The 25,248-nt window shown below is 56.5% G+C and carries 20 protein-coding genes; 5 read left to right on the top strand and 15 right to left on the bottom strand.

The features are described 5' to 3' along the window. Nucleotides 1-11: 11 nt before the first annotated feature. Nucleotides 12-4,904: an alpha-2-macroglobulin gene (locus tag N1689_RS17085; RefSeq protein WP_260059540.1), complete on the bottom strand. Its 4,893-nt coding sequence runs from the start codon at nt 4,902-4,904 to the stop codon at nt 12-14. 146 nt (nt 4,905-5,050) lie between these two features. On the opposite strand from N1689_RS17085, the gene sseA reads away from it, so the two are divergent. Beyond that, nucleotides 5,051-5,893: a 3-mercaptopyruvate sulfurtransferase gene (gene sseA, locus N1689_RS17080; protein WP_260059539.1), complete on the top strand. Its 843-nt coding sequence runs from the start codon at nt 5,051-5,053 to the stop codon at nt 5,891-5,893. A 297-nt stretch (nt 5,894-6,190) separates the two neighbouring features. On the opposite strand, the gene sseB is transcribed toward sseA, so the two are convergent. From sseB to trmJ, 5 genes are all read right to left on the bottom strand, one after another. Then, nucleotides 6,191-6,955 (bottom strand): enhanced serine sensitivity protein SseB, encoded by a 765-nt coding sequence (sseB, locus tag N1689_RS17075; RefSeq protein ID WP_253419663.1) that lies wholly within the window; start codon nt 6,953-6,955, stop codon nt 6,191-6,193. 46 nt (nt 6,956-7,001) lie between these two features. Beyond that, nucleotides 7,002-8,288 (bottom strand): aminopeptidase PepB, encoded by a 1,287-nt coding sequence (pepB, locus tag N1689_RS17070; RefSeq protein ID WP_260059538.1) that lies wholly within the window; start codon nt 8,286-8,288, stop codon nt 7,002-7,004. Nucleotides 8,289-8,447: 159 nt separating this feature from the next. Continuing rightward, complete coding sequence (locus N1689_RS17065) at nt 8,448-9,608, bottom strand: IscS subfamily cysteine desulfurase (RefSeq protein ID WP_161734361.1); 1,161 nt, start codon at nt 9,606-9,608, stop codon at nt 8,448-8,450. An 88-nt stretch (nt 9,609-9,696) separates the two neighbouring features. Beyond that, nucleotides 9,697-10,194 (bottom strand): Fe-S cluster assembly transcriptional regulator IscR, encoded by a 498-nt coding sequence (iscR, locus tag N1689_RS17060; protein ID WP_013358736.1) that lies wholly within the window; start codon nt 10,192-10,194, stop codon nt 9,697-9,699. Between the two features lie 130 nt (nt 10,195-10,324). Continuing rightward, nucleotides 10,325-11,077 (bottom strand): tRNA (cytosine(32)/uridine(32)-2'-O)-methyltransferase TrmJ, encoded by a 753-nt coding sequence (trmJ, locus tag N1689_RS17055; protein ID WP_260059537.1) that lies wholly within the window; start codon nt 11,075-11,077, stop codon nt 10,325-10,327. Between the two features lie 132 nt (nt 11,078-11,209). Between trmJ and suhB the strand changes: the two genes are divergently transcribed. Next, complete coding sequence (suhB, locus tag N1689_RS17050) at nt 11,210-12,013, top strand: inositol-1-monophosphatase (protein ID WP_013358738.1); 804 nt, start codon at nt 11,210-11,212, stop codon at nt 12,011-12,013. A gap of 63 nt (nt 12,014-12,076) precedes the next feature. On the opposite strand, the gene N1689_RS17045 is transcribed toward suhB, so the two are convergent. From N1689_RS17045 to N1689_RS17035, 3 genes are all read right to left on the bottom strand, one after another. After that, nucleotides 12,077-13,090, bottom strand: coding sequence for a TIGR04086 family membrane protein (locus N1689_RS17045; RefSeq protein WP_013358739.1), 1,014 nt, complete (start codon nt 13,088-13,090; stop codon nt 12,077-12,079). 205 nt (nt 13,091-13,295) lie between these two features. After that, complete coding sequence (locus N1689_RS17040; RefSeq protein ID WP_260059536.1) at nt 13,296-14,276, bottom strand: nickel/cobalt transporter; 981 nt, start codon at nt 14,274-14,276, stop codon at nt 13,296-13,298. Then, nucleotides 14,267-14,893, bottom strand: a complete 627-nt coding sequence (locus N1689_RS17035) for a DUF1007 family protein (protein WP_161734369.1) — start codon at nt 14,891-14,893, stop codon at nt 14,267-14,269. Before N1689_RS17035 ends, N1689_RS17040 begins: the two co-directional genes overlap by 10 nt. Nucleotides 14,894-15,048: 155 nt before the next feature. Between N1689_RS17035 and csiE the strand changes: the two genes are divergently transcribed. Beyond that, nucleotides 15,049-16,317: a stationary phase inducible protein CsiE gene (gene csiE, locus N1689_RS17030; protein ID WP_222925121.1), complete on the top strand. Its 1,269-nt coding sequence runs from the start codon at nt 15,049-15,051 to the stop codon at nt 16,315-16,317. Here csiE and N1689_RS17025 read toward each other — a convergent pair. Both N1689_RS17025 and glyA read right to left on the bottom strand, forming a co-directional pair. Then, nucleotides 16,299-17,444, bottom strand: a complete 1,146-nt coding sequence (locus N1689_RS17025; protein ID WP_260059535.1) for a 3-phenylpropionate MFS transporter — start codon at nt 17,442-17,444, stop codon at nt 16,299-16,301. The two genes, csiE and N1689_RS17025, sit on opposite strands and share 19 nt — an antisense overlap. Before the next feature lie 128 nt (nt 17,445-17,572). After that, nucleotides 17,573-18,826, bottom strand: coding sequence for a serine hydroxymethyltransferase (gene glyA, locus N1689_RS17020; RefSeq protein WP_161734376.1), 1,254 nt, complete (start codon nt 18,824-18,826; stop codon nt 17,573-17,575). Between the two features lie 325 nt (nt 18,827-19,151). Between glyA and hmpA the strand changes: the two genes are divergently transcribed. Next, the gene (hmpA, locus tag N1689_RS17015) at nt 19,152-20,336 is read left to right on the top strand and encodes an NO-inducible flavohemoprotein (protein WP_253419672.1); all 1,185 of its coding nucleotides are present in this window, start codon (nt 19,152-19,154) and stop codon (nt 20,334-20,336) included. After that, nucleotides 20,337-20,567, top strand: a complete 231-nt coding sequence (locus tag N1689_RS17010) for a hypothetical protein (RefSeq protein WP_260059534.1) — start codon at nt 20,337-20,339, stop codon at nt 20,565-20,567. A gap of 221 nt (nt 20,568-20,788) precedes the next feature. Here N1689_RS17010 and glnB read toward each other — a convergent pair whose 3' ends face one another. The 4 genes from glnB to N1689_RS16990 all read right to left on the bottom strand — a co-directional run bounded on the left by glnB (nt 20,789) and on the right by N1689_RS16990 (nt 24,745). Next, the gene (gene glnB, locus N1689_RS17005) at nt 20,789-21,127 is read right to left on the bottom strand and encodes a nitrogen regulatory protein P-II (protein WP_003848647.1); all 339 of its coding nucleotides are present in this window, start codon (nt 21,125-21,127) and stop codon (nt 20,789-20,791) included. A gap of 184 nt (nt 21,128-21,311) precedes the next feature. Continuing rightward, on the bottom strand, nt 21,312-22,646 hold the full coding sequence (gene glrR / locus N1689_RS17000) for a two-component system response regulator GlrR (RefSeq protein ID WP_405038948.1): 1,335 nt from the start codon (nt 22,644-22,646) through the stop codon (nt 21,312-21,314). After that, nucleotides 22,646-23,314 (bottom strand): two-component system QseEF-associated lipoprotein QseG, encoded by a 669-nt coding sequence (gene qseG / locus N1689_RS16995; protein ID WP_260059532.1) that lies wholly within the window; start codon nt 23,312-23,314, stop codon nt 22,646-22,648. Before qseG ends, glrR begins: the two co-directional genes overlap by 1 nt. A 3-nt stretch (nt 23,315-23,317) precedes the next feature. Continuing rightward, nucleotides 23,318-24,745, bottom strand: coding sequence for a HAMP domain-containing sensor histidine kinase (locus N1689_RS16990; protein WP_222925119.1), 1,428 nt, complete (start codon nt 24,743-24,745; stop codon nt 23,318-23,320). Nucleotides 24,746-25,248 lie beyond the last annotated feature (503 nt).

The raw sequence follows: 25,248 nt of genomic DNA, 5'->3' as shown, positions 1-25,248 counted from the left end.
CGTCGCGTCACTTACTGAATATGCAACTGCGACGGCGTGCTGCCGGTGGCGCGCCACTCCGGCACATACATCGACTCCACCTGTGGAGGCGGCACCAGGAAGCGACCCGGCGTGACCGCCCGCGCCAGATAGACCAGCGTTGCGGGACGATAAGTATCCACCGCCAGTGCCGCGACAAAGCGATCGTCGCGGAACTCAATGTGTTTAATGTCGGCCTGCTGCATGTCGCCCATGCTCTCCTTCAGCGCATCCGCACTGTCACCGAGGCTGGCGCTGCTGTCGGCCAGATTCTGGTTTTCCAGCTCCAGACCGGCAGGCAGCAGATCCACCACCAGCGCATCATTGATGCTGCGCTTTGACGAAACGGTCAGACGCACTACCAGCAACTCCCCGCTGCGCAGATTACTGAGATCGGCGGCTTTGCCATCCAGGGTGAAGTATTCACGTTTTATCCCGAGCACATTGCTCTCCGGCTGTGGGGCGGTCAGCGGATAGCCTGTCACATCCAGACGACCATACAGCGGTGCACTGCCCGGGTTACGGATGGCTAAGCCCTGCAACAGGCGTTCAGCCGCCAGCCCTTTATTCAGTGGCGCATCGCCCTGCAGAGGTTCAGGATTGCCCGATAATAGCGCCTGCCAGCTTCCGCCCTGTGCACGTTGCAGAGTGTGTGCTGCCAGATAAAGTGCATTATTTTCCTGCGTCGAGAACCAGCGTTTGCCGTTGACCTCTTTGGACAGGGACAGCAGCAGACTATTTTGCAAATCCGGCTGCAGCTTATTTTCTGCTAACAGGGCAATCATCATCCCCTGATCGCGCACCGTGCTACCGTAGTCGCCATACCACTCGTTGTCTGAACGCGTCAGCGTAGCTCCCTGCATGATCGCCTGCTGTGCACGCTGTCCGTCACCCATCAGCTTCAGCGCTACACCAAGCTGCATCAGCGCCAGGCCGGAACGAGCTTTCTCTCGTTTTTCATACAATGCACGCAGCGCACCCAGTGGCGCACGCTGCTGACGCGCCAGCACGAGTCCGGCGTAAGCCTGTACGCTGAACTGCAGCACGGCATTGTTATCACCGCCGCCGCTTATCTGCGAGGGATCCTGCAGATAGCGCAGCAGCCGTGCATTAGCGCGCTCCACCACATTATCCGGCAGCGCATAGCCCACCTCGCTGGCGCGAAGCAGGAAGTCCGCCACGTAAGGTGTCAGCCAGAACTCCTCTTCACCTTGTTTATCCCACAGCCCGAAGCTGCCGTTAGCGCGCTGCATCCCGGCCAGACGGGCAATACCGGTGTCGACGGCGGCCCGTCGTGCTTCATCGCTGCTGGTTTTAATGCCCATCGCGGTCAGCTCAGCATGACTGGTATAGAGCGAAGGCCAGAGCCCGCTGGTAGTCTGCTCCAGACAGCCGTAGGGATAGGCATAAAGCGCACTGATATAGCTGGCGATATTCAGCGGCGGACGATTGCTCAGCGTCAGCTGTCCGCTCAGGGTTTGTGCATCCAGCCCCGTAAGCGCCGCCGCCGCGACCTCCCAGGGCTGATCGGGGCTGATCACGGCATCAAAGTTCAGCGTCTGCGCCGGATAAGGCGGTCTGACGCCAATTTTCCACTGCTGTCTGCCGGGCTTAACCTGCTCACCCGGCAGGTTCAGACCGGAAATCTGTACGGTGATCTCGCCATCACCAAAACCCGTTTTCGCCGTGACCGGAATCTGCAACGTGCTGCGTGCACCTTTAGCCAGCGTGACGCTCTGGCTGGCAGCACCGGCCAGATCCACCAGGCCACTGCTGGAGAGATCCACCGTCAGGGTTTGCGGCAGATCGGTCAGGTTAGTGAGATCCAGCGCCAGAGATGCCGAGTCACCGCTGGCCAGGAAGCGCGGGGTGGCCAGTTCGCTGATCAGCGGCGCCGCAACCACCAGTTTGCGTTCGGCCGCGCCGAAGCTGTCATCGCTCCATGCCTGGGTCATCAGTCGCAGTTCGCCGTTAAACGCCGGGATCGGCAGCGTAATCGATCCGTTGCCCTCTTTATCCAGCGTCACCGCCTGTAACTGCTGTGCGACGATATTGACGTGCGTCACCGGTTTTTTACCGCCGCGCGTCATCGATTCATCCTCGCCATCACCACCAAAACGCAGTGCCGCAAGCCGGCCGCCGCCTTCGATCAACTGACCAAAGACGTCATACTGATCGACGTTGTAGCGTTTACGGCCAAAGAAAGCCTGCCACGGATCGGGGGTTTTATAATCCGTCACGCTCAGTACACCACTGTCCACCGCGGACAGCAGCACATTCACTTTTTCTGGTAGCGGACCGCCGTCACGACTGGCGTGAATGTTGACCGTCAGGCGTTGCTCCGGGCGAATTTTATCGGGTGCCGCAAGCGTCAGGTTTAAGCGACGTGCTTCAGTCGCCATCGGCAGGTGCAATAGCCCTACCGCGCGTTTGGGTGTTGCGCCGCTGACCTTATCGCCGTCACGCACCACAATAGCGCTGAAGTAGAGATCGTGCCGCTGCCAGCTCTCAGCCACCGGCACATCCACCGTTGTGCCGCCCTTTGGTACGGTCAGCGGCTGCCACCAGAGCGTGCCGCTGCTCGACTCCACCATCAGGTAGCCTTTACCGGCCGCCGGTGATTCGACCTGCAGGTGCACGGTATCGCCCGGCTGGTAAGCGGCTTTGTCCAGCTTCAGTCTGACCTGATCCGGGCGCAATGCACCTGTGCCGTTGGTGTTATCCTGCCAGTCATAACCCGCCTGGAACCGGACGCTGCTGACGATCTTCTCGCCCGCCTGCACTTCCAGCCGGTAGTGGCCCCACTCGACCGGGAAGCTGACTTTGGTGCTGCCATCAGCCGGGATAGAGATGGCGCGTTCATCTTCCTGCAGATCCTTGTCGCTATACTGCGACTGCCAGCCTTCGCTGTCAGAGAAGCTCCAGTAGTAATCGCGGCGCTCACGGATCAGGCGCACATCCAGCTTGTCCGCTGCCAGTTTTTTGCCCTGACTGTTGGCATAAACAATGTCGAATTCGGCCAGGCTCTGTTCCGGCACGGTAGGCTCATCGTGATAGCTGTCACTGCGGTAGTCATAAACCGCCTTGTTACCAAACAGCGGCCGGATACCCGGCAGGGCGTCAGCGGGCCAGATGGCCTGGGTGGCACGACGGGTGATCGGACGTCCGCCGGTCTCCAGCAGGCTGGCCTGCAGGATCAGGTTAAGCGGGGAGTGCAGCTGATCCCACTGATTTTCTACCGTGAGTTGTGCTTTACCGCTGGCATCGAGCTTGAGGTCCACCTCATCCAGCGTGCGCTTTAATCCCTCTTCGGTGATGTCACCAAACTGGTAGCCTGGCAGTGCAGTCACCGCCTCGCGTGCCGGTCGCAGATAGAGTTGACCCTGTAGCGTGTTACCTGCTGCTGGGGCGCCATAGAGATAGCGCCCCTCAATACCGAATTCAACACTGGCATCAGCGGCCTGTGGCTGAGGGTCATTTTTCAGGGTTAACGCCATACGCTCCGGCAGAAAATCTTCGACGTGAAACTTCCACTCGCGCTTGAGGTTATCGCCGGTATTCAGTCGCAGCATCCAGTCGCCGGTCATGGCCGACGCGGGCAGCGCCAGTCGCTGCTGGTAGAATCCCGCTTCAGACTGCCAGACAAAGGTCCGCATCACCTGGCCGTCAGGCTGCACCAGCTCCGCTTTGATCGGCTGGGCGGGCAACGGATGTCCGTCGGCATCGCGCAGCAGCGCATTGACGATGACGATTTCGCCGGGCCGGTAGATATCACGTGGGCCAAAGACAAACAGCTGTTTGTCATAGCCCTGCGGTCCGGCAACCGGAAACTCAGCGAGATCCAGCGCCGGACGCGCCAGGTCGATCATCGAGGTCTGTTCACCCTGCACGGCCAGCAGGAGCTTACCTTTTTCATCCGCTTTCAGGCGCAGATGACCGGTGCTGTCACTGGTACCGCTCTGCAGAACCTGCCCTTTCTCATCCAGCAATCTGACGCTGACGCCGGAAAGTGGCTGGCCGCTTGCCAGACTCTGGGCAAAGAGTTCAAACTGAGCCGGGAAGCGGTGCAGTGACAGGCCAATATCGCTCAGGGTGAAAAGCGTGGCGGGCTGGCTGTAGTGATAAGTCCCGGCCTGCTTCATGACGGCCAGATAGACGCCGGGCTGCTGAAGCACCTTGATGTCACTCATCGGCAGTTGCAGTTTTTCACGCGTGTTTCGCGCCGGGTTGAGCTCAAAGCGTCCGCTATAAACCAGCTGGCTGCTTTTCAGCAGCTCCTGCGACTGCCAGCTTGAGAGGTTGTTGCCGTAATTCCACTGCGAGAGAAATTCCGCCAGGCCGGCATTCTTTATCCGGAAGAAATCGACATCGACCTGGTCAACATTCAGCGCCAGCACCGGCAATCCCTGGGTGATACGCAGCGGCAGCAGTGAACCGCGACTGGCAAAGCCCACCATCGGCTGGATATCACGGGTGACGATTTTCTGACTGTAATCGGCGGCAAGCGTCTCACCGCTGGCCGCACGCAGTCCCGCATCCACCGTGACGGTAAAGTGGCGCGACGGCTCGGGATGGCGGAAGCGCAACGTTTTACGATTAGCGGCAAGTTCCCAGCCGCCATCCACCCGGCCCTGTTTATCGTCGGTCAGCCTGACTTTCTGCGCGATGTCCTGCTTGTCATCCAGTGGCTGGCTGAAGGTTAAGACCAGCGCAGCGGCACCGTCGATCTGCAGTTCCGAAAGATCGATAATCGTCAGCGGTTTGCTGACCTGGGCGGTTGCGGGTACCTCTGCCGCCTGGAGAGGCAAAACAGGTAACAGGGTCGCTGACAGCAGCGAGCCACCGATCAGCATACTGAGCAGCAGCCGGGTAGTGCGTTTCTTCATGGTAGTTCCTTCACCGGGACGCAGGGAGTGTCGTTTAATTACGCTGCGCAATTTCATATCAATGCTCGCATTTAATCAACGCTTCTCTTGAGATGGCGCGCACATTCCCTGACACTGGTATGACAGATTGCTGAGATGAGGTTGTTATGACGACGCCACTGATTGTGTCCGCCGACTGGTTACAAGAGCACTACAATGATGAGCGGCTTCAGGTGCTGGATGCACGTCTGTTGCCACCCGGGATGGAAGCGGTTCGCGATGTTCAGGCTGAATATCTGGCGGGTCATCTACCCGACGCCCCTTACTTTGATATTGAAGCGCTTTCCGATCACACCAGCCCTTATCCGCATATGCTGCCACGTGCCGAGACCTTTGCCGTCGCGATGCGCGAGCTGGGCATCAGCAGTGATAAGCATCTGGTGGTCTATGACGAGGGCAACCTCTTTTCCGCGCCACGCGCCTGGTGGATGCTCAAAACCTTTGGCGTGGCGCAGGTGTCAATTCTGGCCGGTGGTTTGCAGGGCTGGAAAGAAGCCGGTTTTGCGCTCGCAACTGGCAACGTGAATCTCCCGGAAGGTGAGTTTGAAGCGCACGCGGATGAAAGCCAGGTTAAACGCCTGACGGACGTGCTGCTGATCAGTCATGAAGGCGGCGCACAGATTGTTGATGCGCGTGCCGCTAATCGTTTTAACGCTGAAGTGGACGAACCGCGTCCCGGCCTGCATCGCGGACATATTCCCAACAGCCTGAATGTGCCGTGGAATACGCTGGTTGAGCAGGGAAAACTTAAGCCGGAAGCGGAGCTGCGCAGGCTGTTTGCCGACGCGGGCGTTGATATTACCCAACCGGTGGTCGCCAGCTGTGGCTCAGGCGTAACGGCGGTGGTATTGATTCTGGCGCTGACGGCGCTGGGCGCTCGGGATGTCACGCTGTATGACGGATCCTGGGGCGAATGGGGCAGTCGTGACGACTTACCGATTGCAAAATAATAAACAGGCGGCTGATAAGCCGCCTGTTTATTGATAATGCCTGGTTCGTTCTGCTGTAATACCGACGTTGCACAGGAAAAAGAGTCAGATCGGAAAGTCGCTTAAGCCAATCCATGGCCGCTCTGCCCGCGCGTCGTTGTTCAAAAACGCCTGGCGTTTTTGTCCATGGCGCGGGACGCTTTCCTCTTCTGGCCCTGCTCTCTGCGCGTTAAGCTTATTCGTTGCGGCCAGATTCCCCTGATGCGGGATTATCAACTGTCTGAGGCGGCCCATGAGCCGCCTGTTCTTTTAAGTGAATCAGATAATCCGCTCACTGCCCTTGAAGTCGCGCAGGAAGCTGCCCCAGCGACGCTCATAAAATGGCGGGATGTGGGCGGTGAAGAAGTGGCTGATGCCACGGTCGTGCAGCGTGACTTCACAGATATCAATCGGTGCATCGTCCGGCAGCGTGTCCGTTGCCACACTGCCCGCCGCCTGAATAATCGCCTCAATGTTGCTGTCAGCTTCAATACCAATCAACAGATTGGGCGCTTCATCAGCCCGCTCACGAATACTGGCGACAAATGCCCGGCGCACCTGTTTATGCTTACTGAACAACTGCGTCAGCGAATCGATCATCTGCGCAGGTGGCTCGGCCACTTCAGACAAGAGCAGGGACTGTCCGCCTTCCAGCACGGTTTGCTGGCTTAGCGCACTGCCCTCCTCAGCCAGCAGATGGGTGATCTCGGCTGCAGTAAACTCTTTACCGGAAGGCAGTTTGGGATTGAGAAACAGCGTCTCGCCGCGTGTGATCTCAAACAGCGTCCGGACCGGCAGACGCAGCCAGGATTGCTCACCGCTCACCGCTTCACTCATCGCCTCTTCAGACGTGAAAAAAGGAATGATGCTGCTGCCATCCTCTTTTTCCCAGTGCTGCAGATCAACGGGCGTGCTGGCATCAAGCTGTTGCGTGGTGCTTTCGCCTGGAACAAAGACATCAGACTCCAGCAGCAGTTGGAAAAATTCGGGCCGATGGGCAGGCTCGGTGGCTGCCAGCTTCAGCACCTCTTCAAGACGGTTCATAGTTTCCCTCTGAACAGCGGCGGCATCCGCCACCGCTGAGCCTTACTTATTTCAGTAACAGATTGGCGATGGTACGCACGCCAAGACCTGTAGCACCCGCCGCCCATTGATCAACCGCGCCCTTGCGATAGGTCGCGGAGCAGTCGATGTGCAGCCAGCCCTGCTGATAGTTGCTCACGAAATGGGACAGGAACGCTGCCGCACTGCTGGCTCCTGCCGCATGAGACGGGCTGGCGATGTTATTGAGATCGGCGAAGTTAGACGGCAGATGGCTGCGGTGGAATTCAGCCAGCGGCAGACGCCAGAACGGCTCGTTCTCACTTACCGCGCTGCCCATCAGCGACTGCGCCATCACATCATCAAAGGTAAACAGCGCATGGTAGTCGTTGCCCAGCGCCGTCTTGGCCGCGCCGGTCAGCGTTGCAGCATCGATGATCAGCGTCGGGTTCTGCTCGCTGGCGTCGATTAAACCGTCGGCCAGGACAAGGCGACCTTCCGCATCGGTGTTCATAACTTCCACCGATTTGCCGTTGCGATAGCGAATGATGTCGCCCAGCTTGAAGGCGTTGCTGCTGACCATGTTATCGGCACAGCAGAGGTAGAGTTTGACGCGCTTGTTCAGACCACGCGAAATCGCCATAGCCAGTGCACCAGTAACGGTCGCCGCACCGCCCATGTCAGACTTCATCGAGTCCATAAAGCTGCTCTGCTTCAGGCTGTAGCCGCCGGTATCAAAGGTGATGCCTTTACCGACCAGACAGGCGTAAACCTGTGCATTCTCATCGCCGGTTGGGTTGTAGTCGAGCGCCAGGTAAACCGGCGGGCGATTTGAACCACGTCCCACCGTGTGCAGGCCCGTATAGCCCTGAACACGCAGATCGTCGCCTTTAGTAATGCGATAGCTGACGGCGCTGCCGCCCACTTCACTGATCAGATCAACTGCCGTATGCGCCAGCTGTTCCGGCCCCAGATCTTCTGCAGGCAGGTTAATCACGTTGCGGACCCAGTCGATGATTTTCAGACGGCGATCAAACTCCGCCTGCTCATGTTCGCCCAGCGCTGGCCACTCAACCTGACGCTGACCTTTCGGGCCACGGAAGCCCTGCCAGAATGCCCAGCACTGCTCCAGGTGCCAGCCTTCGCCGGTCAGCGCCACGTGGCGGATCCCCTGGCTGTCGATTTTGTGCGCCGCACGCTGGATGGTATTCAGCGCATCCACGCCGGTGAGATGCAGCGTCATGCCGCTGTCGTTGCTGCTCAGAATCGCTTTTTCGCCCCAGCGCGCATCGGCGGGCTGGCTGCTAAGCGTAATGTTCATGGGTTGTGTGGTCATCGAAAAGCTCCGTAATCGTTATCTGTTTCGTCCAGCCTGATTGTTATGACGGCTTTAATAAGATGTTAAATGTATTTCGCAGAGACCTGATAACAGATTCCGCCGGACGTTGCCAGCGAAGCGCCCATATTGGCGCAGTTTCCGGACTATGACCGGGTATCAGGATTTCATTAAGGCCCGCAGCCGGGTCACCGACTTCTGCACCAGGGCAATGGCGTAGTCGATCTCTTCCTCGGTCGTGAAGCGTCCCAGCGAGAAGCGCAGCGAACTGTGCGCCAGCTCCTCACTTACGCCCAGCGCGCGTAAAACATAGGAAGGCTCCAGGCTGGCAGAGGTACAGGCCGAGCCGGAAGAGAGGGCCAGATCTTTCAGCGCCATGATCAGGGATTCACCCTCAACGTCAGCGAAACTGATATTAAGAATGTTCGGCGCACGCTGATGCGGGTCGCCATTGAGGGTAATGTCCGGCAATACGCTGATACCCTGCCACAGACGATCGCGCAGCGCCTGCAGACGCGCCATCTCGGTTTCGCGCTCTTCTGCCGCGATACGATAGGCCTCGCCCATGCCGACAATCTGATGCACCGGCAGGGTGCCGGAGCGCATCCCGCGTTCATGTCCGCCGCCGTGGATCTGCGCAGCGATTAGTACGCGCGGTTTACGCCGCACATAGAGCGCGCCAATGCCTTTCGGTCCATAGAGTTTGTGAGCTGAAAAGGACATTAAATCGATCGGTAACTGGCTGAGATCGATGGGCAACTTACCGACGCTCTGGGTCGCATCGACATGGAACAGAATCTCACGTTCGCGGCAGAGTTCGCCAAAGGCGGCAATATCCTGAATCACCCCGGTTTCATTATTCACGTGCATCAGAGTGACTAAAATGGTGTCGTCGCGTAGCGCCGCACGCAGCTGGTCAGGCGTGATAATGCCGTTTGCCGCCGGCGCCAGATACGTGACATCAAAACCTTCGCGCTCCAGCTGCTGACAGCTGTCGAGCACCGCTTTGTGTTCCGTCTGGCTGGTGATGATATGTTTGCCGCGCGCCTGATGGGCATGGGCTGCGCCTTTAATCGCGAGGTTATCGGATTCGGTGGCGCCAGAGGTAAAGACGATTTCGCGCGGATCGGCGTTGACCAGTTCGGCGATCTGATTGCGGGCAACATCGACCGCTTCTTCAGACTGCCAGCCAAAACGGTGCGATCGCGAAGCCGGATTACCGAACGTGCCATCCAGCGTCAGAAACTGCATCATTTTGCTGGCCACACGCGGATCGGCCGGCGTGGTGGCGGCATAATCCAGGTAAATCGGTAATTTCATTGCGCTACAGCTCCGTATTGAAAATCATACGTCTTTATAGCAGATTCGGCCCTGACCGCGTTAGCAGTAAGGGCCGCAATAGCGGGGACTACGAGGCGCGCTGGTTGACGTTAATTTCCTGCGAACGCGGGCTCTGGAAGCGGCGATTATCGATCGCATTCTGACGATCGGCCACATCCAGAATCTCCTGATTATTCACCAGCTCAGCCAGCGTAATATTGTTCAGGAAGTCACTGATACGTACGCTCAGATCGCGCCACAGAACGTGGGTCAGACAACGCTCGCCGCCCTGGCAGCCTTCTTTGCCCTGGCATTTGGTCGCATCAACCGACTCATCAACCGCAGTAATTACCTCGCCGACAGAGATGGTGTCTGACGCTTTACCCAGCAGATAACCGCCACCCGGGCCACGAACGCTGGAAACCAGGTCGTTTTTACGCAGTCGGGAGAATAACTGCTCCAGATAGGAGAGCGAGATGCCCTGACGTTCTGAAATATCAGCCAGCGGGACCGGACCTTCATGGGAGTGAAGGGCAACGTCCAGCATTGCAGTAACGGCATAACGTCCTTTGGATGTCAGTCTCATAGCGTACAACCTCAATAGCGTCCGGTTATCGGAGGATTAGCAACAGATGCCATGAAGTCTGACATTCCCGAGTAAATTGGTCAACTATTTAACCTGGTAAATTAGTCAGGTATTTAACCAGGTAATTTACTCAACTATTATCTGCTTCTTTTTTCTCGTTTTTCCGCTTTTCAAACGACGAAAGTATACCGCGCAGGATGTTGAGTTCATCACGTTCCGGACGGGCGCGGGTATAAAGACGACGCAGTTTGCTCATCACCTGGCCTGGATTGGCTTCGCGGATAAAGCCGCTGTTCAGCATCATCTGTTCCATATGCTGATAGAAGCGCTCAAGGTCATCCACCAGCGGATAAGGGGATTCTTCATACTTCGGTGGCGGGCTGGCCTGCTCCTGAGACTGTAACCATGCCATGCGCACTTCATAGGCGATAATCTGTACCGCCATCGCCAGATTCAGTGAGCTGTACTCCGGGTTGGCCTGAATCGCGACGTGATAGTGACACTTCTGCAACTCTTCGTTAGTCAGGCCGACACGTTCACGACCAAACACCAGTGCGACCGGTGCCTGCTGACCCTCTTCCACGCTTTTTACGCCGCATTCACGCGCATCCAGCATCGGCCAGGGCAGCGAACGTGAACGTGCGCTGGTACCGACCACCAGACTGCATCCGGCGATGGCCTCATCCAGTGAATCAACGATTTTTGCGTCGCCGATAACGTCACTGGCACCGGCAGCCAGGGAGATCGCCTGTGAGTCGGGTTTGACCAGCGGATTAACCAGATAGAGGTTGGTTAAGCCCATGGTTTTCATGGCGCGCGCAACGGAGCCCATGTTACCGGTGTGAGAAGTCTCGACCAGTACGATACGAATATTTTGCAACATGATTAGGGATACTCAGAAACGGGTCAGTAAAATCAGTGGAGAGAATCGTAACATAAAGCAGGACATTTACCGAACACGCTGCTATACTCCGCGCCGTTTTCCCCGTTCTTTAACATCCAGCGAGAGATACCGATGCATCCCATGCTCAACATTGCCGTGCGCGCAGCGCGCAAGGCCGGAAATTTAATTGCCAAATATTATGAAACCCCGGACGCCGTCGAAGCCAGCCAGAAAGGCAGCAACGACTTCGTAACCAATGTTGACCGCGAAGCAGAACGCCTGATTATCGAAATTATTCGTAAATCTTACCCGAAACATACCATCATCACTGAAGAAAGCGGTGAACTGGCGGGCGAAGATCAGGACGTTCAATGGGTTATCGATCCGCTGGATGGCACTTCTAACTTCATCAAACGTCTGCCCCACTTTGCTGTTTCTATCGCTGTGCGCATCAAAGGCCGCACTGAAGTCGCCGTCGTTTATGATCCAATGCGCAATGAACTGTTCACCTCTTCACGTGGCCAGGGCGCTCAGCTGAATGGCTATCGTCTGCGTGGCAGCATTGCCCGCGATCTGGATGGCACCGTTCTGGCAACGGGCTTCCCGTTCAAAATGAAGCAGCACGCGCCAGCTTACATGAACATCCTGACCAAACTCTTTACACAGTGCGCTGACTTCCGTCGCACCGGCTCTGCTGCGCTGGATCTGGCCTATGTGGCTGCGGGTCGCGTAGATGGCTATTTTGAGATTGGCCTGAAGCCGTGGGATTTTGCGGCGGGTGAACTGCTGGTTCGTGAAGCGGGTGGTCTGGTCACTGACTTCACCGGTAACCACGGTTATCTGCTGTCAGGTAACCTGGTCGCGGGTAACCCGCGCGTGGTGAAAGCTATGCTGTCGAACATGCGTGATGAGCTGAGCGAAGCGTTAAAACGCTAAGTTTCATTACGGAAAAAGGCGGCTTTTCAGCCGCCTTTTTTATTGCCTGCTAATCAGTGATGATTAACGACGTTCGTGTGCCAGCACCTGACGGGGCTGAGTACGACGACCCACCATACCCATCACACCAGCCAGTACGGCTTCGATGATCAGCAGAATCAGGGCATACCAGCTCGCTTTAGCGGTCGCAGCAGCGGCTTTTTCGCCCGCTTCACGTGCTTTCTGCTCAGCCTGCTGTTTCAGTTCATTATACTTCTGGACGGCCTGCTGATAGCTCTGCTCGGTTTTCGCAACGATCTGATCCACTTCCTCATCGCTTTTACCGGTACGCGCTTTAATGATATTTTTCAGTGCGTCACGATCGGCTGCCTGCAGAGTATCTGAATGACGATCCATTACACCTTTTACCCAGTTAGTCAGATCGGTATCCGCTGTCTGTGGGTGGTTCGCAGTGTTGTTAGCCTGGTTTTCCGCATTCTGCGCTTCTTTATTTGCGTCCTGCTTCAGATTCTCTGGCTGTAATTCCGGCTTACCGGTCTGACGTAATGTGGTTTCCAGTTCGTTTTGCAGGTTGTCTAAATTAATATTATTTTCCTGCAGCTTTTCTTTTGCCATTTGAGTAACCGAAGGCGCAGCAGCGGAAATACCACTACCCAGCGCCTGGAAGCCTGAACCCACAATATTCATCGCGCCGCCTAATACGCTGGTTGCCAGCGCAATAGCCAGGTAAATAGTGAAAATTGTGCTAAGGCCAAACATCAGTAAACCGTGCAGTGCGCCTTCACGCTGTGCCAGTCGGCCGGCAACATAACTACCTGCCGCCATCGCAACCAGCATCTCAATAGCCGTCCAGACCAGCGCGCCAGTGCCAAGGCCGTCCAGCGGATTCTGTTCTTTCATCGGATCAATGGTGGTGGCCCCAATGGCTGTGCCCAGCAGCGTCAGAATGATATGAACGATTAATGCACAAATAACACCGGCAAAGACCGCGCTCCAGGAAATACGTTTTAACGGTAGTCCTGCCGGCCCGGTCGCCAGCGTTTCGGTGTAGCCATTATTAATACGGGTATCAGCCATGAAATATACTCCTCGCAATAAACAGCAAGCTGTTCTGATCTTTTATCATCCCGACGGCGGAATGCCGTTTTGGTATTAACAGCGTAGACAGGGAATAGTCATTTCACCACTAAACTGCCCCGAGAAAAAAAATAAAGAGATGAATTCAGAGATAATTAGCGAGATAAGTATAACCGCGGGAATTTTATTCCCGCTGCGTTTATAGTCAGAAGGGTCGAATTCCGCCGCCCGGCGTGAGTTGTGCTGACTGCCATAATGCGATACCCGCCACAATTAAAATCAGGCTACCGGTTAAGGCCAGCGTTGGCATTAGTAGTCGCGAGATACCTGAGACAGCACCAGGTTGTGCCAGCCGCTGCGCCACCGAACGCGCCTGCTGAACCAGCAGGCCAATCGCCGAAATGGTCAGTGCCGTGCCGACCGCCATCACGGCAGCAGAGAGAATGCCCCAGCCATAAACACCTATTACTTTGGCAAACAGCAGCATCATAATCGCGCCGGAACAGGGACGTAATCCCATTGATACCACCACCAGCAGCTGGGTTTTCCAGCTAATGTTGCCGCTCATCTGCTGCGGCGTCGGCAGATGCGCATGTCCGCAGCCACAATGTTCATCATGCTGATGGTGAGCACGGAAGGCGCGGAACACCGGAGCTGGCCGCGGACGCAATGCCCGCCACAGTGAGCGCAGCGCCCGATAGCCGATCATCACACCCAGCCCAATCACCAGCAGGTAACTGCCCTTCTCCAGCCAGTAACTGCTGAGATGCAGCTGGCGCGACGAGGTTTTCAGCAGCACCAGCATCACCGTTACCAGCACAATCGCGACTGAGCCCTGCAACAGTGAGGCGAGCAGCGTCAGCCTGATACTGGTTCTGACGCGGCTCGGATGAGTCGCCAGAAAAGTCGCGATAACAACTTTGCCGTGGCCCGGCCCCAGCGCGTGCAGCACACCATATAGCAGGCTGAATATCACCAGCGACATGCCAGCCTGATGGGGCTGCTCCGCCACCTGTTGTAACAGCTGGGTCATCTGCCGGTGCAGATCTTTCTGCCACAGCACGCTCTGCAGCAAAATCTGCGACCAGTAAAGCCAGACCAGCAGCGCGCCGCCTATGAAGAGTCCCGCCAGCAACCACAGAGGCCAGAGCCGGGAAGCCCGCAGGGGCGCAGAAATTACTGACATGTCAGTACCACCGTTTGTGCGAACTGGCGGCCTAAATCCATCTCCTCTGCAGGCGCGTCGGCTTTATCCAGCGACAGCGCATACTGCTTCAGAGAGTCATTAGGTTTTGGCGTATTGAGCGCAAATTTACAGCGGGTCTGCAATGCCGGCGGCAGCGTTAACGCGCCGGGATTGTCATAGAACATATCGACGAAGTAAGTGGGATCGAAGGTCAGGATCTCAAAGCGCTGCCCGGCCAGCGTCGGGGGTTCCGCCAGCGGCAGAACAAATTCCAGTACCGCTTTGTGGCCGTTACGCGACAGATTATATTCCGTTGGCAGATTCAAAAACTTTACCCGCTGTTGGTTGTGCCAGATTTCAGAAAAGTAGTGCTGGCCCAGTACGTTCGCCATCACGCCCGCCGCCAGCTTTTTCCACACCACGCTGCCTGGCTTCGCCTCGCCCGCGTCATACAGCAGATCGGCGGAAGTGATCTCATCCATGGTCCAGGTCATCTTTAATCCGGTGAAGGTGTCACCCTGCACCACCAGTTCGGTTTTCATATCGATGAAACTGTGAGGATGGGCCAGCAGAGCCGGACTTAATACCATCAGTAAGGCAAAGAGTGCGCGTTTCATAATGTTATAAAGTAACGTTCCTGATGAAAAGAATCTATAAGTAACAAAATTTTGTGACCCGCTTTAAACCTCCGGCAAATAAACCGCGTAAACCGCGCGGGCGCTGACCGGGTTGACTACGCTTAGCTCAAAATAGTCTGCTGGAAATCTGATTGATGAGTTCTGCTACCCCTTTGGCACCACTCTTCACCCGTTCACAGCGTCAGTGCCATCTTTTATTGTTGCTGTTTCTGCCCGCACCCGTGCTTACGCTTGAAAAAATCTGCCAGCTGAATGGCATCGATCCTGCCGTTGCCCGACAGGATATCGCGGATGTAGGCCTTGAGATACAGCGATATCACCAGCTGGAATTGCATCAGATGGTGGATGGCAGCTTTCGTCTTCATGGTACAGAGTTGGACCGTCGCCTTTGTCTGCTGCACAACCTGCGGCGCAGTCTGCGTTTATCGCAGGATTTTGTCTGCGAGCATTTTGCTGCGCCCCTGCGCCAGCGCCTGAAGGTCATGAAGATTGAGAAAGCGTTGTGGGATGAGACCAATTTACAGGCGCTGATTCAGCATTGCAGCCTGCGTCTGAAGCGTGATTTCAGCGAACGCGACCGGCTTTTTCTGCAGATATTTATGAAGTATGGCTTGTGCCAGCGTCAGCCGGTGCTGTTCAGTGAGGCGCAGTCCCTCTGGCTGCAGCAGAAGCCTGAGCGGCAGGCCGCCGAAGATGTGATACATCACTGGCGAAAACGCTGCCATCTTGCCCCGCATGTCAGTGAAACCGACTTCTGGACGCTGCTGTTCAGCCAGATTCATACGCCGGTCGTGGACGCGGTTGCACATCCTGCTGAACAGCAGTTGATGAACGCGACGCAGCAACTGATCAATGACTTTGAAGCCTGTGCCGAAATCACCTTTGCTGACCGCGACGAACTGCTGCACCAGCTCTATCCGCATCTGGCGCAGGCACTCGATCGCACTCACTTTACTATCGGTATCGACAATAGCGTGGCACTGGATGTCAGCCGACTCTATCCTCGCCTGCTGCGTACGACTCAGCAGGCCCTGCAGGCTTTTGAGCAGCACTACAACATTACTTTTACGCCGGAAGAGGTGAGTTTAGTCACCATTATTTTTGGTGCCTGGCTGATGCAGGAGAGTGCGCTACAGGAGAAGCAGGTCCTGATACTGACCGGCGACGATGCCGACCTGGAGCAGGATGTGGAGCAGCAGATCCGGGAGATCACGCTGCTGCCGATCAATATTTCTTATCTGGATGTGAAGCAGTTTCAGCGGGATGGCGCGCCACGGGACACCGACATCATTATCTCGCCCTACCCGACCTCGCTGCCCTTGTTCTCACCGCCGCTGGTGCATGCTGAACTGCCGCTGACGCTGCATCATCAGCAGCGCATTCGTTATTTACTGGAGTCGTAGCCGGGACGCAGAAACAGTGCGGGCAGGGCTACCAGTGCCATCACCCAGAAAAGATGCCCCTGCAGAAGCGCGAACAGCACGCCGCAGATCATGGTCATTATCGCAATACCCCCGCCCATCGCCAGCGCGGAATAGAGTGACTGCAGCCGGATCACTTCCGCCCCCTGCCGCGCCGCGATAAAACGCATCGCCGCCAGATGACACACGGTGAAACTGCCACAGTGAAGGATTTGCGCCACAATCAGCAGCGGCAGCGCGGTGCTGGCTCCCAGCAGGCCCCAGCGAATGAGCGCGCAGATGCCTGAAAGCAGCAGCAGGTCACGCGCGCGCCAGCGGCGGAACAGGCGGTTGCTCAGAGCGAACACGATAATTTCCGCTACCACGCCCAGCGACCAGAGATAACCCACCGTTGAGGCGGAGTAGCCGCTCTCCTGCCACCAGATAGCACTGAAGCCGTAATAGGCAGCATGCGCGCCCTGCAGCAGCGTCACGCAGAGCATAAATCGCCATACAGCATTTTCACGCAGCAAATCACGCCATTCCTGCCAGCCGCCTGCAGCACCCTGACGCTCATGACCCTGTGGCTGGGTGGCTGGTCTCAGCATCATGCCAGCGAGCATGGCGATGACACCGACGGAAAGCAGCAGCAGAATGGCCTGAGAGGAGTAAGCACTGACCAGCACGCCGGTTAACGCCGAGCTGATTACAAAGGCCAGCGATCCCCACAGTCGCACCGGCCCGTACGCCAGCCCAATCTGCTGTGTCCAGGTAGCAGCCAGCGCATCGCTGAGCGGCACCAGCGGCGAGAAGAAGAGGTTGAAGCCGATCATCACAGTCAGCAGCCACATCCACTGCTCACCCACCCAGAAACCGGCAGCAAACAGAGAGGTCATCAGCGCCAGCAGACGTAGCGCCGTAATTAACCGGCCGGGATTCTTAACCTGCGAGGCAATAAGCAGACTACCGACGAAGCGCGCAACCATACCACAGCCGAGCAGCAGGCCAATCTTCTCAGCATCCAGACCGGTGCCTTTCAGCCACACGCCCCAGAATGGCAGATAGATGCCGTAACAGAAGAAGTAAGTGAAGTAGCCCAATCCGAGCCATCTGGCGGAGCCGATTGCCATATTCCCTCCAGCAGGTTTGCTGCCTCGCAGCATAAGTGGGCGCTACTCTGGCAGAGCCCTGCGGCACAGGCAATAAAAAAGGATGGCAGATGCCATCCTTTTTATGCTGTCTCACAACAGGTTAGCGATTAAGCGTAGACCGGCAGACGGCTGCAGATATCCAGCACTTTCTTCTTGGTGCGCTCAATGGTCGCTTCGTCATTGATGTTATCCAGCACATCGGCGATCCAGCCAGCCAGCTCACGTACGTCTGCCTCTTTGAAGCCACGACGGGTAACCGCTGGTGTACCGATACGGATACCAGACGTCACAAACGGGCTTTTCGGATCGTTTGGCACGCTGTTCTTGTTAACCGTGATGTTGGCACGGCCCAGCGCCGCATCGGCTTCTTTACCGGTCAGGTTCTTGCTCACCAGATCGATCAGGAACAGATGGTTATGCGTGCCGCCAGACACGATGTCATAGCCACGCTCGATCAGCACTTCTACCATCGCTTTGGCGTTTTTTGCCACCTGCTGCTGGTAGGTTTTGAACTCCGGCTCCATCGCCTCTTTGAAGGCAACCGCTTTACCGGCGATAACGTGCATCAGTGGACCACCCTGACCGCCAGGGAAGACAGCAGAGTTCAGTTTCTTATAGAAATCTTCATCACCGTTTTTCGCCAGAATGATGCCGCCGCGCGGACCCGCCAGCGTTTTGTGGGTGGTGGAGGTCACGATGTGCGCATGCGGGATCGGACTTGGGTAAACGTCAGCAGCAATCAGTCCAGCAACGTGTGCCATATCGACAAACAGCCAGGCTCCCACGCTGTCTGCGATTTCGCGCATTTTCGCCCAGTCACAGACGCCGGAGTACGCCGAGAATCCGCCTACGATCATTTTTGGCTTGTGGGTTTTCGCCAGTTCAGCCAGTTCGTCGTAATCGATTTTACCGGTCTCATCGATACCGTAAGCCACCACGTTATAGAGTTTGCCGGACAGGTTAACCGGTGAGCCGTGAGTCAGGTGCCCACCGTGCGCCAGGTTCATCCCCAGAATAGTATCGCCCGGCTGCAGCAGCGCGGTGTAAACCGCAAAATTAGCCTGTGAACCTGAGTGTGGCTGCACGTTAGCGTAATCGGCACCAAACAGTTCTTTTGCGCGATCGATCGCCAGCTGCTCAACGATATCAACGTACTCACAGCCGCCGTAGTAGCGTTTGCCCGGATAGCCTTCAGCGTATTTATTGGTGAGCTGAGAACCCTGTGCCTGCATAACACGCGGGCTGGTGTAGTTTTCAGAAGCAATCAGTTCAATGTGCTCTTCCTGACGCACTGTCTCCTGCTCCATCGCCTGCCACAACTCGGCATCGTAATCGGCAATGTTCATATCACGCTTTAACATCCGGATCTCCTGACTCAGCTAACTTTCTGACGGTATTTACCCCCCTTCAGGGGCGAAGGCCCACAGTGTAAACCGTTTTAACAGGTGAAGGTAGGGTGAGCTGCCTCTTTTTACGCAAACGATTGGCTGGCTGCTGGCACAGCATTTTTACACCTTTTTACTCTGTTCAGACGCCACGTTTTTTCTTCAGGCTGTGCCGAAGGCTTTCTTGATGCACTAAAAAGTTGCCACTCAGACAACCAGAAAATTCATTGGATTATTTACACCGCAGACGAAGTAGCTATAAGATGCATTTAAAATACATGTTTAATAAGAGGCCGCCTTTATGCTTGATGCACACGCCATCGCCACCGTTAAATCGACCCTGCCTGCCATCGCCGCCTGCGGTCCAAAGCTTACCGCCCACTTCTATGACCGCATGCTGTCGCACCATCCGGAACTTAAAAACGTCTTCAATATGAATAACCAGCGTAATGGCGATCAGCGGGAAGCCCTGTTCAACGCCATCTGCGCCTATGGCGCAAACCTGGAGAATCTGGCCGTGCTGCTGCCTGCGGTGGAAAAGATTGCGCAGAAACATACCAGCCTGAATATCCAGCCTGCACAGTACGCCATCGTCGGTGAAAATCTGCTGGCAACCATTAAAGAACTGTTGGATCCGGGCGAAGAGGCGCTGGCGGCATGGGGCCAGGCTTACGGCGTGCTGGCAGAGGTATTCATCAATCGCGAAGAGGAAATTTATCAGGCCACAGAGCAGCAAACCGGCGGCTGGCGTGGCACCCGGGCGTTTCGCATCAGTGCGATTGAGCAGCAGAGCGAGGTGATTAAAAGCTTTACCTTCACGCCGGTGGATGGCGGCCCGGTTGCCGCCTTTAAGCCCGGTCAGTATCTGACAGTCCACCTGCAGCCTGCCAGCTTCGAACATCACCAGATTCGTCAGTACTCGCTGACACATCTCAGCAACGGCAAAGAGTATCGCATCGCGGTGAAACGAGAAGCACAGGGCACCGTCTCCGGCTGGCTGCATCAGAATGGCAAGGTGGGTGATGAGCTGATGCTCGCCGCACCGCACGGCGACTTCTTCCTTGAGGTCAACCCTGTCACGCCTGTGGCGCTGATTTCTGCAGGCGTGGGTCAGACGCCGATGCTGGCGATGCTCCATGCGCTGGCAGCAAGCCAGCACCGCGCGCCGGTCAGCTGGCTGCATGCCGCAGAGAACGGCAAACAGCATGCATTTGGCCCGGAAGTGATAGCTACGGGCGCACAGCTCACCGATTTCGTCAGCGAGGTCTGGTATCGCGATCCCGCGGCTGAAGATGCCGGTCGCTATGACGCGCAGGGTCTGATGGATATCACCGCGCTTTCAGCACGCTTCACCTCACCCGACACCCACTTCTACCTTTGCGGCCCGCTGCCTTTTATGCAACATGTGGTGGCGCAACTGCGCGATGCCAGCGTGGCAGATACACGCATTCATTACGAACTCTTTGGCCCGCATAAAGGCATGTGATTGAGCGATAAAAAAGCCCGCGCTGCGGGCTTAGATTACTGGCAAACCCGATCTAAATCTGACAGCAATGAATCAGCTAAAAGCGCAGGGAATGCTCTCACCGCTAACCGTACCAGATTGAATCTGCCCAATGTGAGTCTTGCAGCAACGCATAAGCTCAAAGCGAAGGGAACACGGGCAGAAGAGGAAAGCGTCCCGCGCCATGGACAAAAACGCCGGGAGCGTTTTTGAACAACGCAACGCGTTGGCCCGACTACGGGCGCACCTCAGGGATGAGGTGCGTAATCGCGCGGGCCGAGCGTGCCATGGATGGCGGGTTTTGCGTCTTTCCGATCTGACCGTGTTCCCAGAGCTGGCTCGATCTCAAAGCTATTCGTCCCAGGCTCCCCAGGCATAAAAAAAGCCCGCAGCGCGGGCTTCTTTATGCTGATAAAGAGCTGATAAAAAGACTATCAGATCGCCTCTTCATCCTCTTCGCCCGTACGGATACGCACTACACGCGCCACGTCAAAGACGAAAATCTTACCGTCACCGATTTTGCCGGTCTGCGCCGTGCGCATAATGGTCTCGACGCAGGTATCAACGATATCGTCGCCCACCACCATCTCGATTTTCACTTTAGGTAAGAAATCGACCATATACTCTGCGCCGCGGTACAGCTCGGTGTGCCCTTTCTGGCGACCAAAGCCCTTTACTTCACTCACGGTCATCCCGGTGATGCCCACTTCCGCTAAGGCTTCACGAACATCATCGAGTTTGAATGGTTTGATAATCGCATCAATCTTTTTCATGTCAGACCCTTTTTCACTCCCTCCATGGTCAGAGGGTTTATCAAGTATAAATGTTACTGGCGCTGTCGGGCGGTAATATCCGGGTTTCTTCAGGTTGCCGCAAGCGCTGTCAGATTGTGCTGACTGCAACCATTCTGCGTCGGGCCTGAGCAGTCAACCTCCCGGTATCACTTCGCCGCCCCCGCTACTCTTTGAAATCACTGGCGTCCAGTTCATGACGAGACAGCAGCTTATAGAACTCCGTGCGATTACGCCCGGCCAGACGTGCGGCGTTGGTCACATTGCCTTTGGTCATCTGCAACAACTTGCGCAGATAGTTCAGCTCAAACTGATTGCGCGCCTCTGCAAATGTCGGCAACGCGCTGTTTTCACCGCTTAAGGCCTGCTCCACCAGCGCATCGCTAATCACCGGCGATGAACTCAGTGCCACGCACTGCTCAATCACGTTCACCAACTGACGCACGTTGCCCGGCCAGCTGGCCGCCATCAGACGCTTCATTGCATCGACGGATAAACTGCGAATCTGCGGTTTATGCCGTTCTGCCGCCTGACGTAACAGGTGATTAGCCAGCAGCGGGATATCTTCGGTGCGCTGATGCAGTGCCGGAATCTTCAGATTCACCACATTCAGACGATAGAAGAGATCCTCACGGAATTCCTTCTTCTCCATCGCCTTTGGCAGATCGCGATGGGTAGCTGAAATGATGCGCACGTCGATCTCAATATCGTGATCGCTGCCCAGCGGCCTGACCTTACGCTCCTGTAGCACCCGCAGCAATTTCACCTGCAGCGGTTGCGGCATATCGCCAATCTCATCCAGGAACAGCGTGCCGCCGCCAGCGGTTTTAAATAAACCGTCACGGGCACTGACGGCACCGGTGAACGCCCCTTTAGCGTGACCGAACAGCTCTGACTCCAGCAGTTGCTCCGGCAGTGCGCCACAGTTAATGGCGACAAACGGCTTGCCATTGCGCGGGCTGGCGGCGTGAATCGCCTGCGCCAGCATCTCTTTACCGGTACCGCTCTGACCGTTAATCAGCACGCTGACATCCGACTGCGCCACCATGTGCGCCTGCTCCAGCAGCTTCAACATCAGCGGGCTGCGGGTGACAATCGCTTCGCGCCAGCGGTCATCACTGACCGGCACCTGCTGTGCCAGCGCCTCATCAATGGCTTTATAGAGCGCATCTTTGTCTACCGGTTTGGTCAGGAAGCTGAAAACGCCCTGCTGGGTGGCAGAGACCGCGTCCGGAATAGAGCCGTGCGCCGTCAGGATAATCACTGGCAAGTTGGTGTGGCGTTTCTGGATTTCGCCAAACAGCGCCAGACCGTCCATCTCATCCATACGCAGATCGCTGATCACCAGCTCAATTTTCTCTTTCTGCAGCAGGCGCAACGCTTCGGGTCCGCTGCCTGCCGTGGTGACCTGATACCCTTCGCTGCGAAGACGCATGCCCAGCAGCTTCAGCAGGCTGGGATCGTCATCCACCAGCAGCAATTTTGCCGCTTGCCTCACCATTATTGCTCCTCATCCTGCGGCAGTGCCGTGCCGTGACCGCTGTCAGACACATCCGGGGCTTTGCGTGATGAAAGCTGACGCTCAATGTCAGTCAGCCGCTCCAGCTTATGCTGCGTGTCGCTGAGCTGCTGCTGCTGTTTCACCATCTGCTGGCGTATCACCTCAAGCTGCGTATCACTGCTCTGCTGCAGATGGGCATAACGGGTGCGCGCTTCACTGAGGTCAAGCTGCGCGGTCTGATTACTGCGCCACAGCTGAATCAGCGGGCGCACAGACTGCGGAAAATCGCTGCTGTAGCGATCCAGGGTTTCAACATAGCGACGACGTTCAACAGGCGTCACGTTGCCGTTGGACATCAGTACGCCCTGCTTGAAGGCGCGCGACCAGTTTTCAGCCGGCCAGCGATGGGCTTCGGCACGGGCCTCCGCGGGAGAAAGACGTTCGGCACAGTCGATCGCCCGCATCCAGTAGAGGGTGTTACCCAGCGCCGTACTATTTTCTATCGGCCACAGGTCACTGCAACGGGTCGCCAGGTAATCAGCGATTCTGACCTCGGGTTCCGCCACCTGATGGCCTGACGGCAAAGAGGAGGTGGCCGGGGAGGTCGTACATCCGCTGAGGAGCAGCGTAGTCAGCGTGCTCAACAGCAAAGCGGGTAAATATTTCATCAGTCAGACTTTCCCGGCTGTGGTGTTCAGTTCAATTCGAAAACAGACGTCAGCCTGCTCGCAGGAGACCAGCGTCAGATCGCCCTGCATCCGGCGCAGGCAATCTTTGGCGATACTCAATCCCAGCCCGCTGCCTTTCACCGGCCCTTTACGCTGCTGGCTGCCCTGGTAGAACGGTTCGAAAATCATCGCCTGCTCTTCAGGCGGGATCGGCGAGCCGCTATTCGCGACCTCAATCCAGATCCGATCGCCCTGCTGCTGACTGCGAAGCCAGATGGTACCGGATTCGCTGCCGTAGTTCACGGCGTTCGAATAGAGGTTGTCGATGACCCGCATCAGTAACATCGGTTCTGCGAGGCAGTGACTGACCTTAAGATCGACGACCGTCTGCATCAGTTTGGCGCGCGCCGAAAGCGCATGTGCGTTAACGACATCTTCCACAATCTCCGCCACGCTGACCGGCTCCAGCGCGATCGGGCCATCCGCCAGTTTGCGGTTGTAATCGAGCAGCTGTTCAATCAGCTGCTGCAGATGGCGACTGCTGCTGTCGAGGATAGTGACCACTTCTTTTTGATCGACATTCAGCGAGCCGGCGACTTCGTCCGCCAGCAGTTCCGTGCCTTCACGCAGGCTGGCCAGCGGCGTTTTCAGCTCGTGAGAGAGATGGCGAAGAAATTCATGACGCTGCGATTCCAGCCACTGAAGCCGCTCGCTGAGCCAGACGATGCGCTGTCCCAGCGATCGCAATTCGCGCGGACCGCGAAATGTCCCGCTGTTACCCAGTGCCCGCCCTTCGCCAAGCCGGTTGATCATCCGTTCAATGCGCTTAACCGGACCGATAATCATGCCGGTAAACAGCGTCATCAGTGCCAGACTGATGATAAACAGAATCAGCGCCTGCCAGCCAAAAAACTGGCCGCGATCGGCAATTTCGCGCTGCAGCTGTAAGCCACGCGAAAAGACCACTTCGCGCGTGTCCTGCACCATCTGCGCATTGGTCGCAGAAAAGCGATCCAGCGCCTCTGCGGCAACCGGCACCGGATTACCATTGTCACATTTCAGTGGCGTCAGCAGCGGCAGCGTCGCCTGTAAGGTCTGGAATGCGGGCAGTTCGGGCAGGCTGGCGCTGTGCGAGCTCAGCATCTGACTGTAGCGGGTATGCTGAGTCTGATAGAGGCGCGCCAGCGAGGCATCATCCAGCACGCAGTACTGGCGATAGCTACGCTCCAGCTCAACCGCCGTTCGCGCCATCGCCTCACTTCTGCGCACATCGGTAAAGGTATTGCGGTTAGTGTCCGCAGCCTGTTCGCTTAATGCAGAGAGACTTTCCCATGCCTGCCAGGCCAGTACCAGCAGGGGCAGCAGCACCAGGACAAACGCCATCAGCACCAGCTGACGCAGAGAACGGGGAAATAAACGCCATTTTTTCACGCAGCCGCTTCCTTAAGATTCGCTGTCTGGATGCTAGCGGACTCTGTCTGCGGAAGAAAGGGGAACGAAAGAAAACGGCAGGCTCAATGGCCTGCCGCTGGCACGACGCGTGATGCATCGCGTAAGAATGGGTGGAGCCTTACTCAACGTTACGTCCGGTGTTTGATAACGCAAGCGATTATCGGTCAGGTGGACGGCAGGCTCCGTTTGGTGCGTCATTCGGGCTTTATGAGCTCTTATCCGCTAAGCGGGGCAATCATAAACAGGTGAATGAGCAGCTGCATGAGTATAGCAAGTTCCATGCCAGAAAATAAATCATTATATTTTTCAGCAAATTGAGCAGGCCCGCCCGCTGACTGTCGCGAAAAATCTTATATCAGCACAGGCTGTCTGTCTCCGTAAGGCGACACTAAAATCAGTCTGATAAGCACGCATTAAAAATCAACGAGATAAATGTCGCCATACAGCGACAGCGCAAAGGCTCTGTTGTCGCTATTTGCCAA

The sequence above is a fragment of the Pantoea sp. XY16 genome, assembly GCF_025153065.1.
In the GTDB taxonomy this organism is placed as follows: Bacteria; Pseudomonadota; Gammaproteobacteria; order Enterobacterales; family Enterobacteriaceae; genus Pantoea; species Pantoea alfalfae.
The sequence above is the reverse complement of the archived record's forward strand: the minus strand, read 5'-3'. Positions and strand labels throughout refer to the sequence as shown.

Coding starts and splice junctions, on each gene's coding strand:
- N1689_RS17085 (WP_260059540.1), bottom strand. CDS start 4,904: ATGAAGAAACGCACTACCCGGCTGCTGCTCAGTATGCTGATCGGTGGC.
- sseA (WP_260059539.1), top strand. CDS start 5,051: ATGACGACGCCACTGATTGTGTCCGCCGACTGGTTACAAGAGCACTAC.
- sseB (WP_253419663.1), bottom strand. CDS start 6,955: ATGAACCGTCTTGAAGAGGTGCTGAAGCTGGCAGCCACCGAGCCTGCC.
- pepB (WP_260059538.1), bottom strand. CDS start 8,288: ATGACCACACAACCCATGAACATTACGCTTAGCAGCCAGCCCGCCGAT.
- N1689_RS17065 (WP_161734361.1), bottom strand. CDS start 9,608: ATGAAATTACCGATTTACCTGGATTATGCCGCCACCACGCCGGCCGAT.
- iscR (WP_013358736.1), bottom strand. CDS start 10,194: ATGAGACTGACATCCAAAGGACGTTATGCCGTTACTGCAATGCTGGAC.
- trmJ (WP_260059537.1), bottom strand. CDS start 11,077: ATGTTGCAAAATATTCGTATCGTACTGGTCGAGACTTCTCACACCGGT.
- suhB (WP_013358738.1), top strand. CDS start 11,210: ATGCATCCCATGCTCAACATTGCCGTGCGCGCAGCGCGCAAGGCCGGA.
- N1689_RS17045 (WP_013358739.1), bottom strand. CDS start 13,090: ATGGCTGATACCCGTATTAATAATGGCTACACCGAAACGCTGGCGACC.
- N1689_RS17040 (WP_260059536.1), bottom strand. CDS start 14,276: ATGTCAGTAATTTCTGCGCCCCTGCGGGCTTCCCGGCTCTGGCCTCTG.
- N1689_RS17035 (WP_161734369.1), bottom strand. CDS start 14,893: ATGAAACGCGCACTCTTTGCCTTACTGATGGTATTAAGTCCGGCTCTG.
- csiE (WP_222925121.1), top strand. CDS start 15,049: ATGAGTTCTGCTACCCCTTTGGCACCACTCTTCACCCGTTCACAGCGT.
- N1689_RS17025 (WP_260059535.1), bottom strand. CDS start 17,444: ATGGCAATCGGCTCCGCCAGATGGCTCGGATTGGGCTACTTCACTTAC.
- glyA (WP_161734376.1), bottom strand. CDS start 18,826: ATGTTAAAGCGTGATATGAACATTGCCGATTACGATGCCGAGTTGTGG.
- hmpA (WP_253419672.1), top strand. CDS start 19,152: ATGCTTGATGCACACGCCATCGCCACCGTTAAATCGACCCTGCCTGCC.
- glnB (WP_003848647.1), bottom strand. CDS start 21,127: ATGAAAAAGATTGATGCGATTATCAAACCATTCAAACTCGATGATGTT.
- glrR (WP_405038948.1), bottom strand. CDS start 22,646: ATGGTGAGGCAAGCGGCAAAATTGCTGCTGGTGGATGACGATCCCAGC.
- qseG (WP_260059532.1), bottom strand. CDS start 23,314: ATGAAATATTTACCCGCTTTGCTGTTGAGCACGCTGACTACGCTGCTC.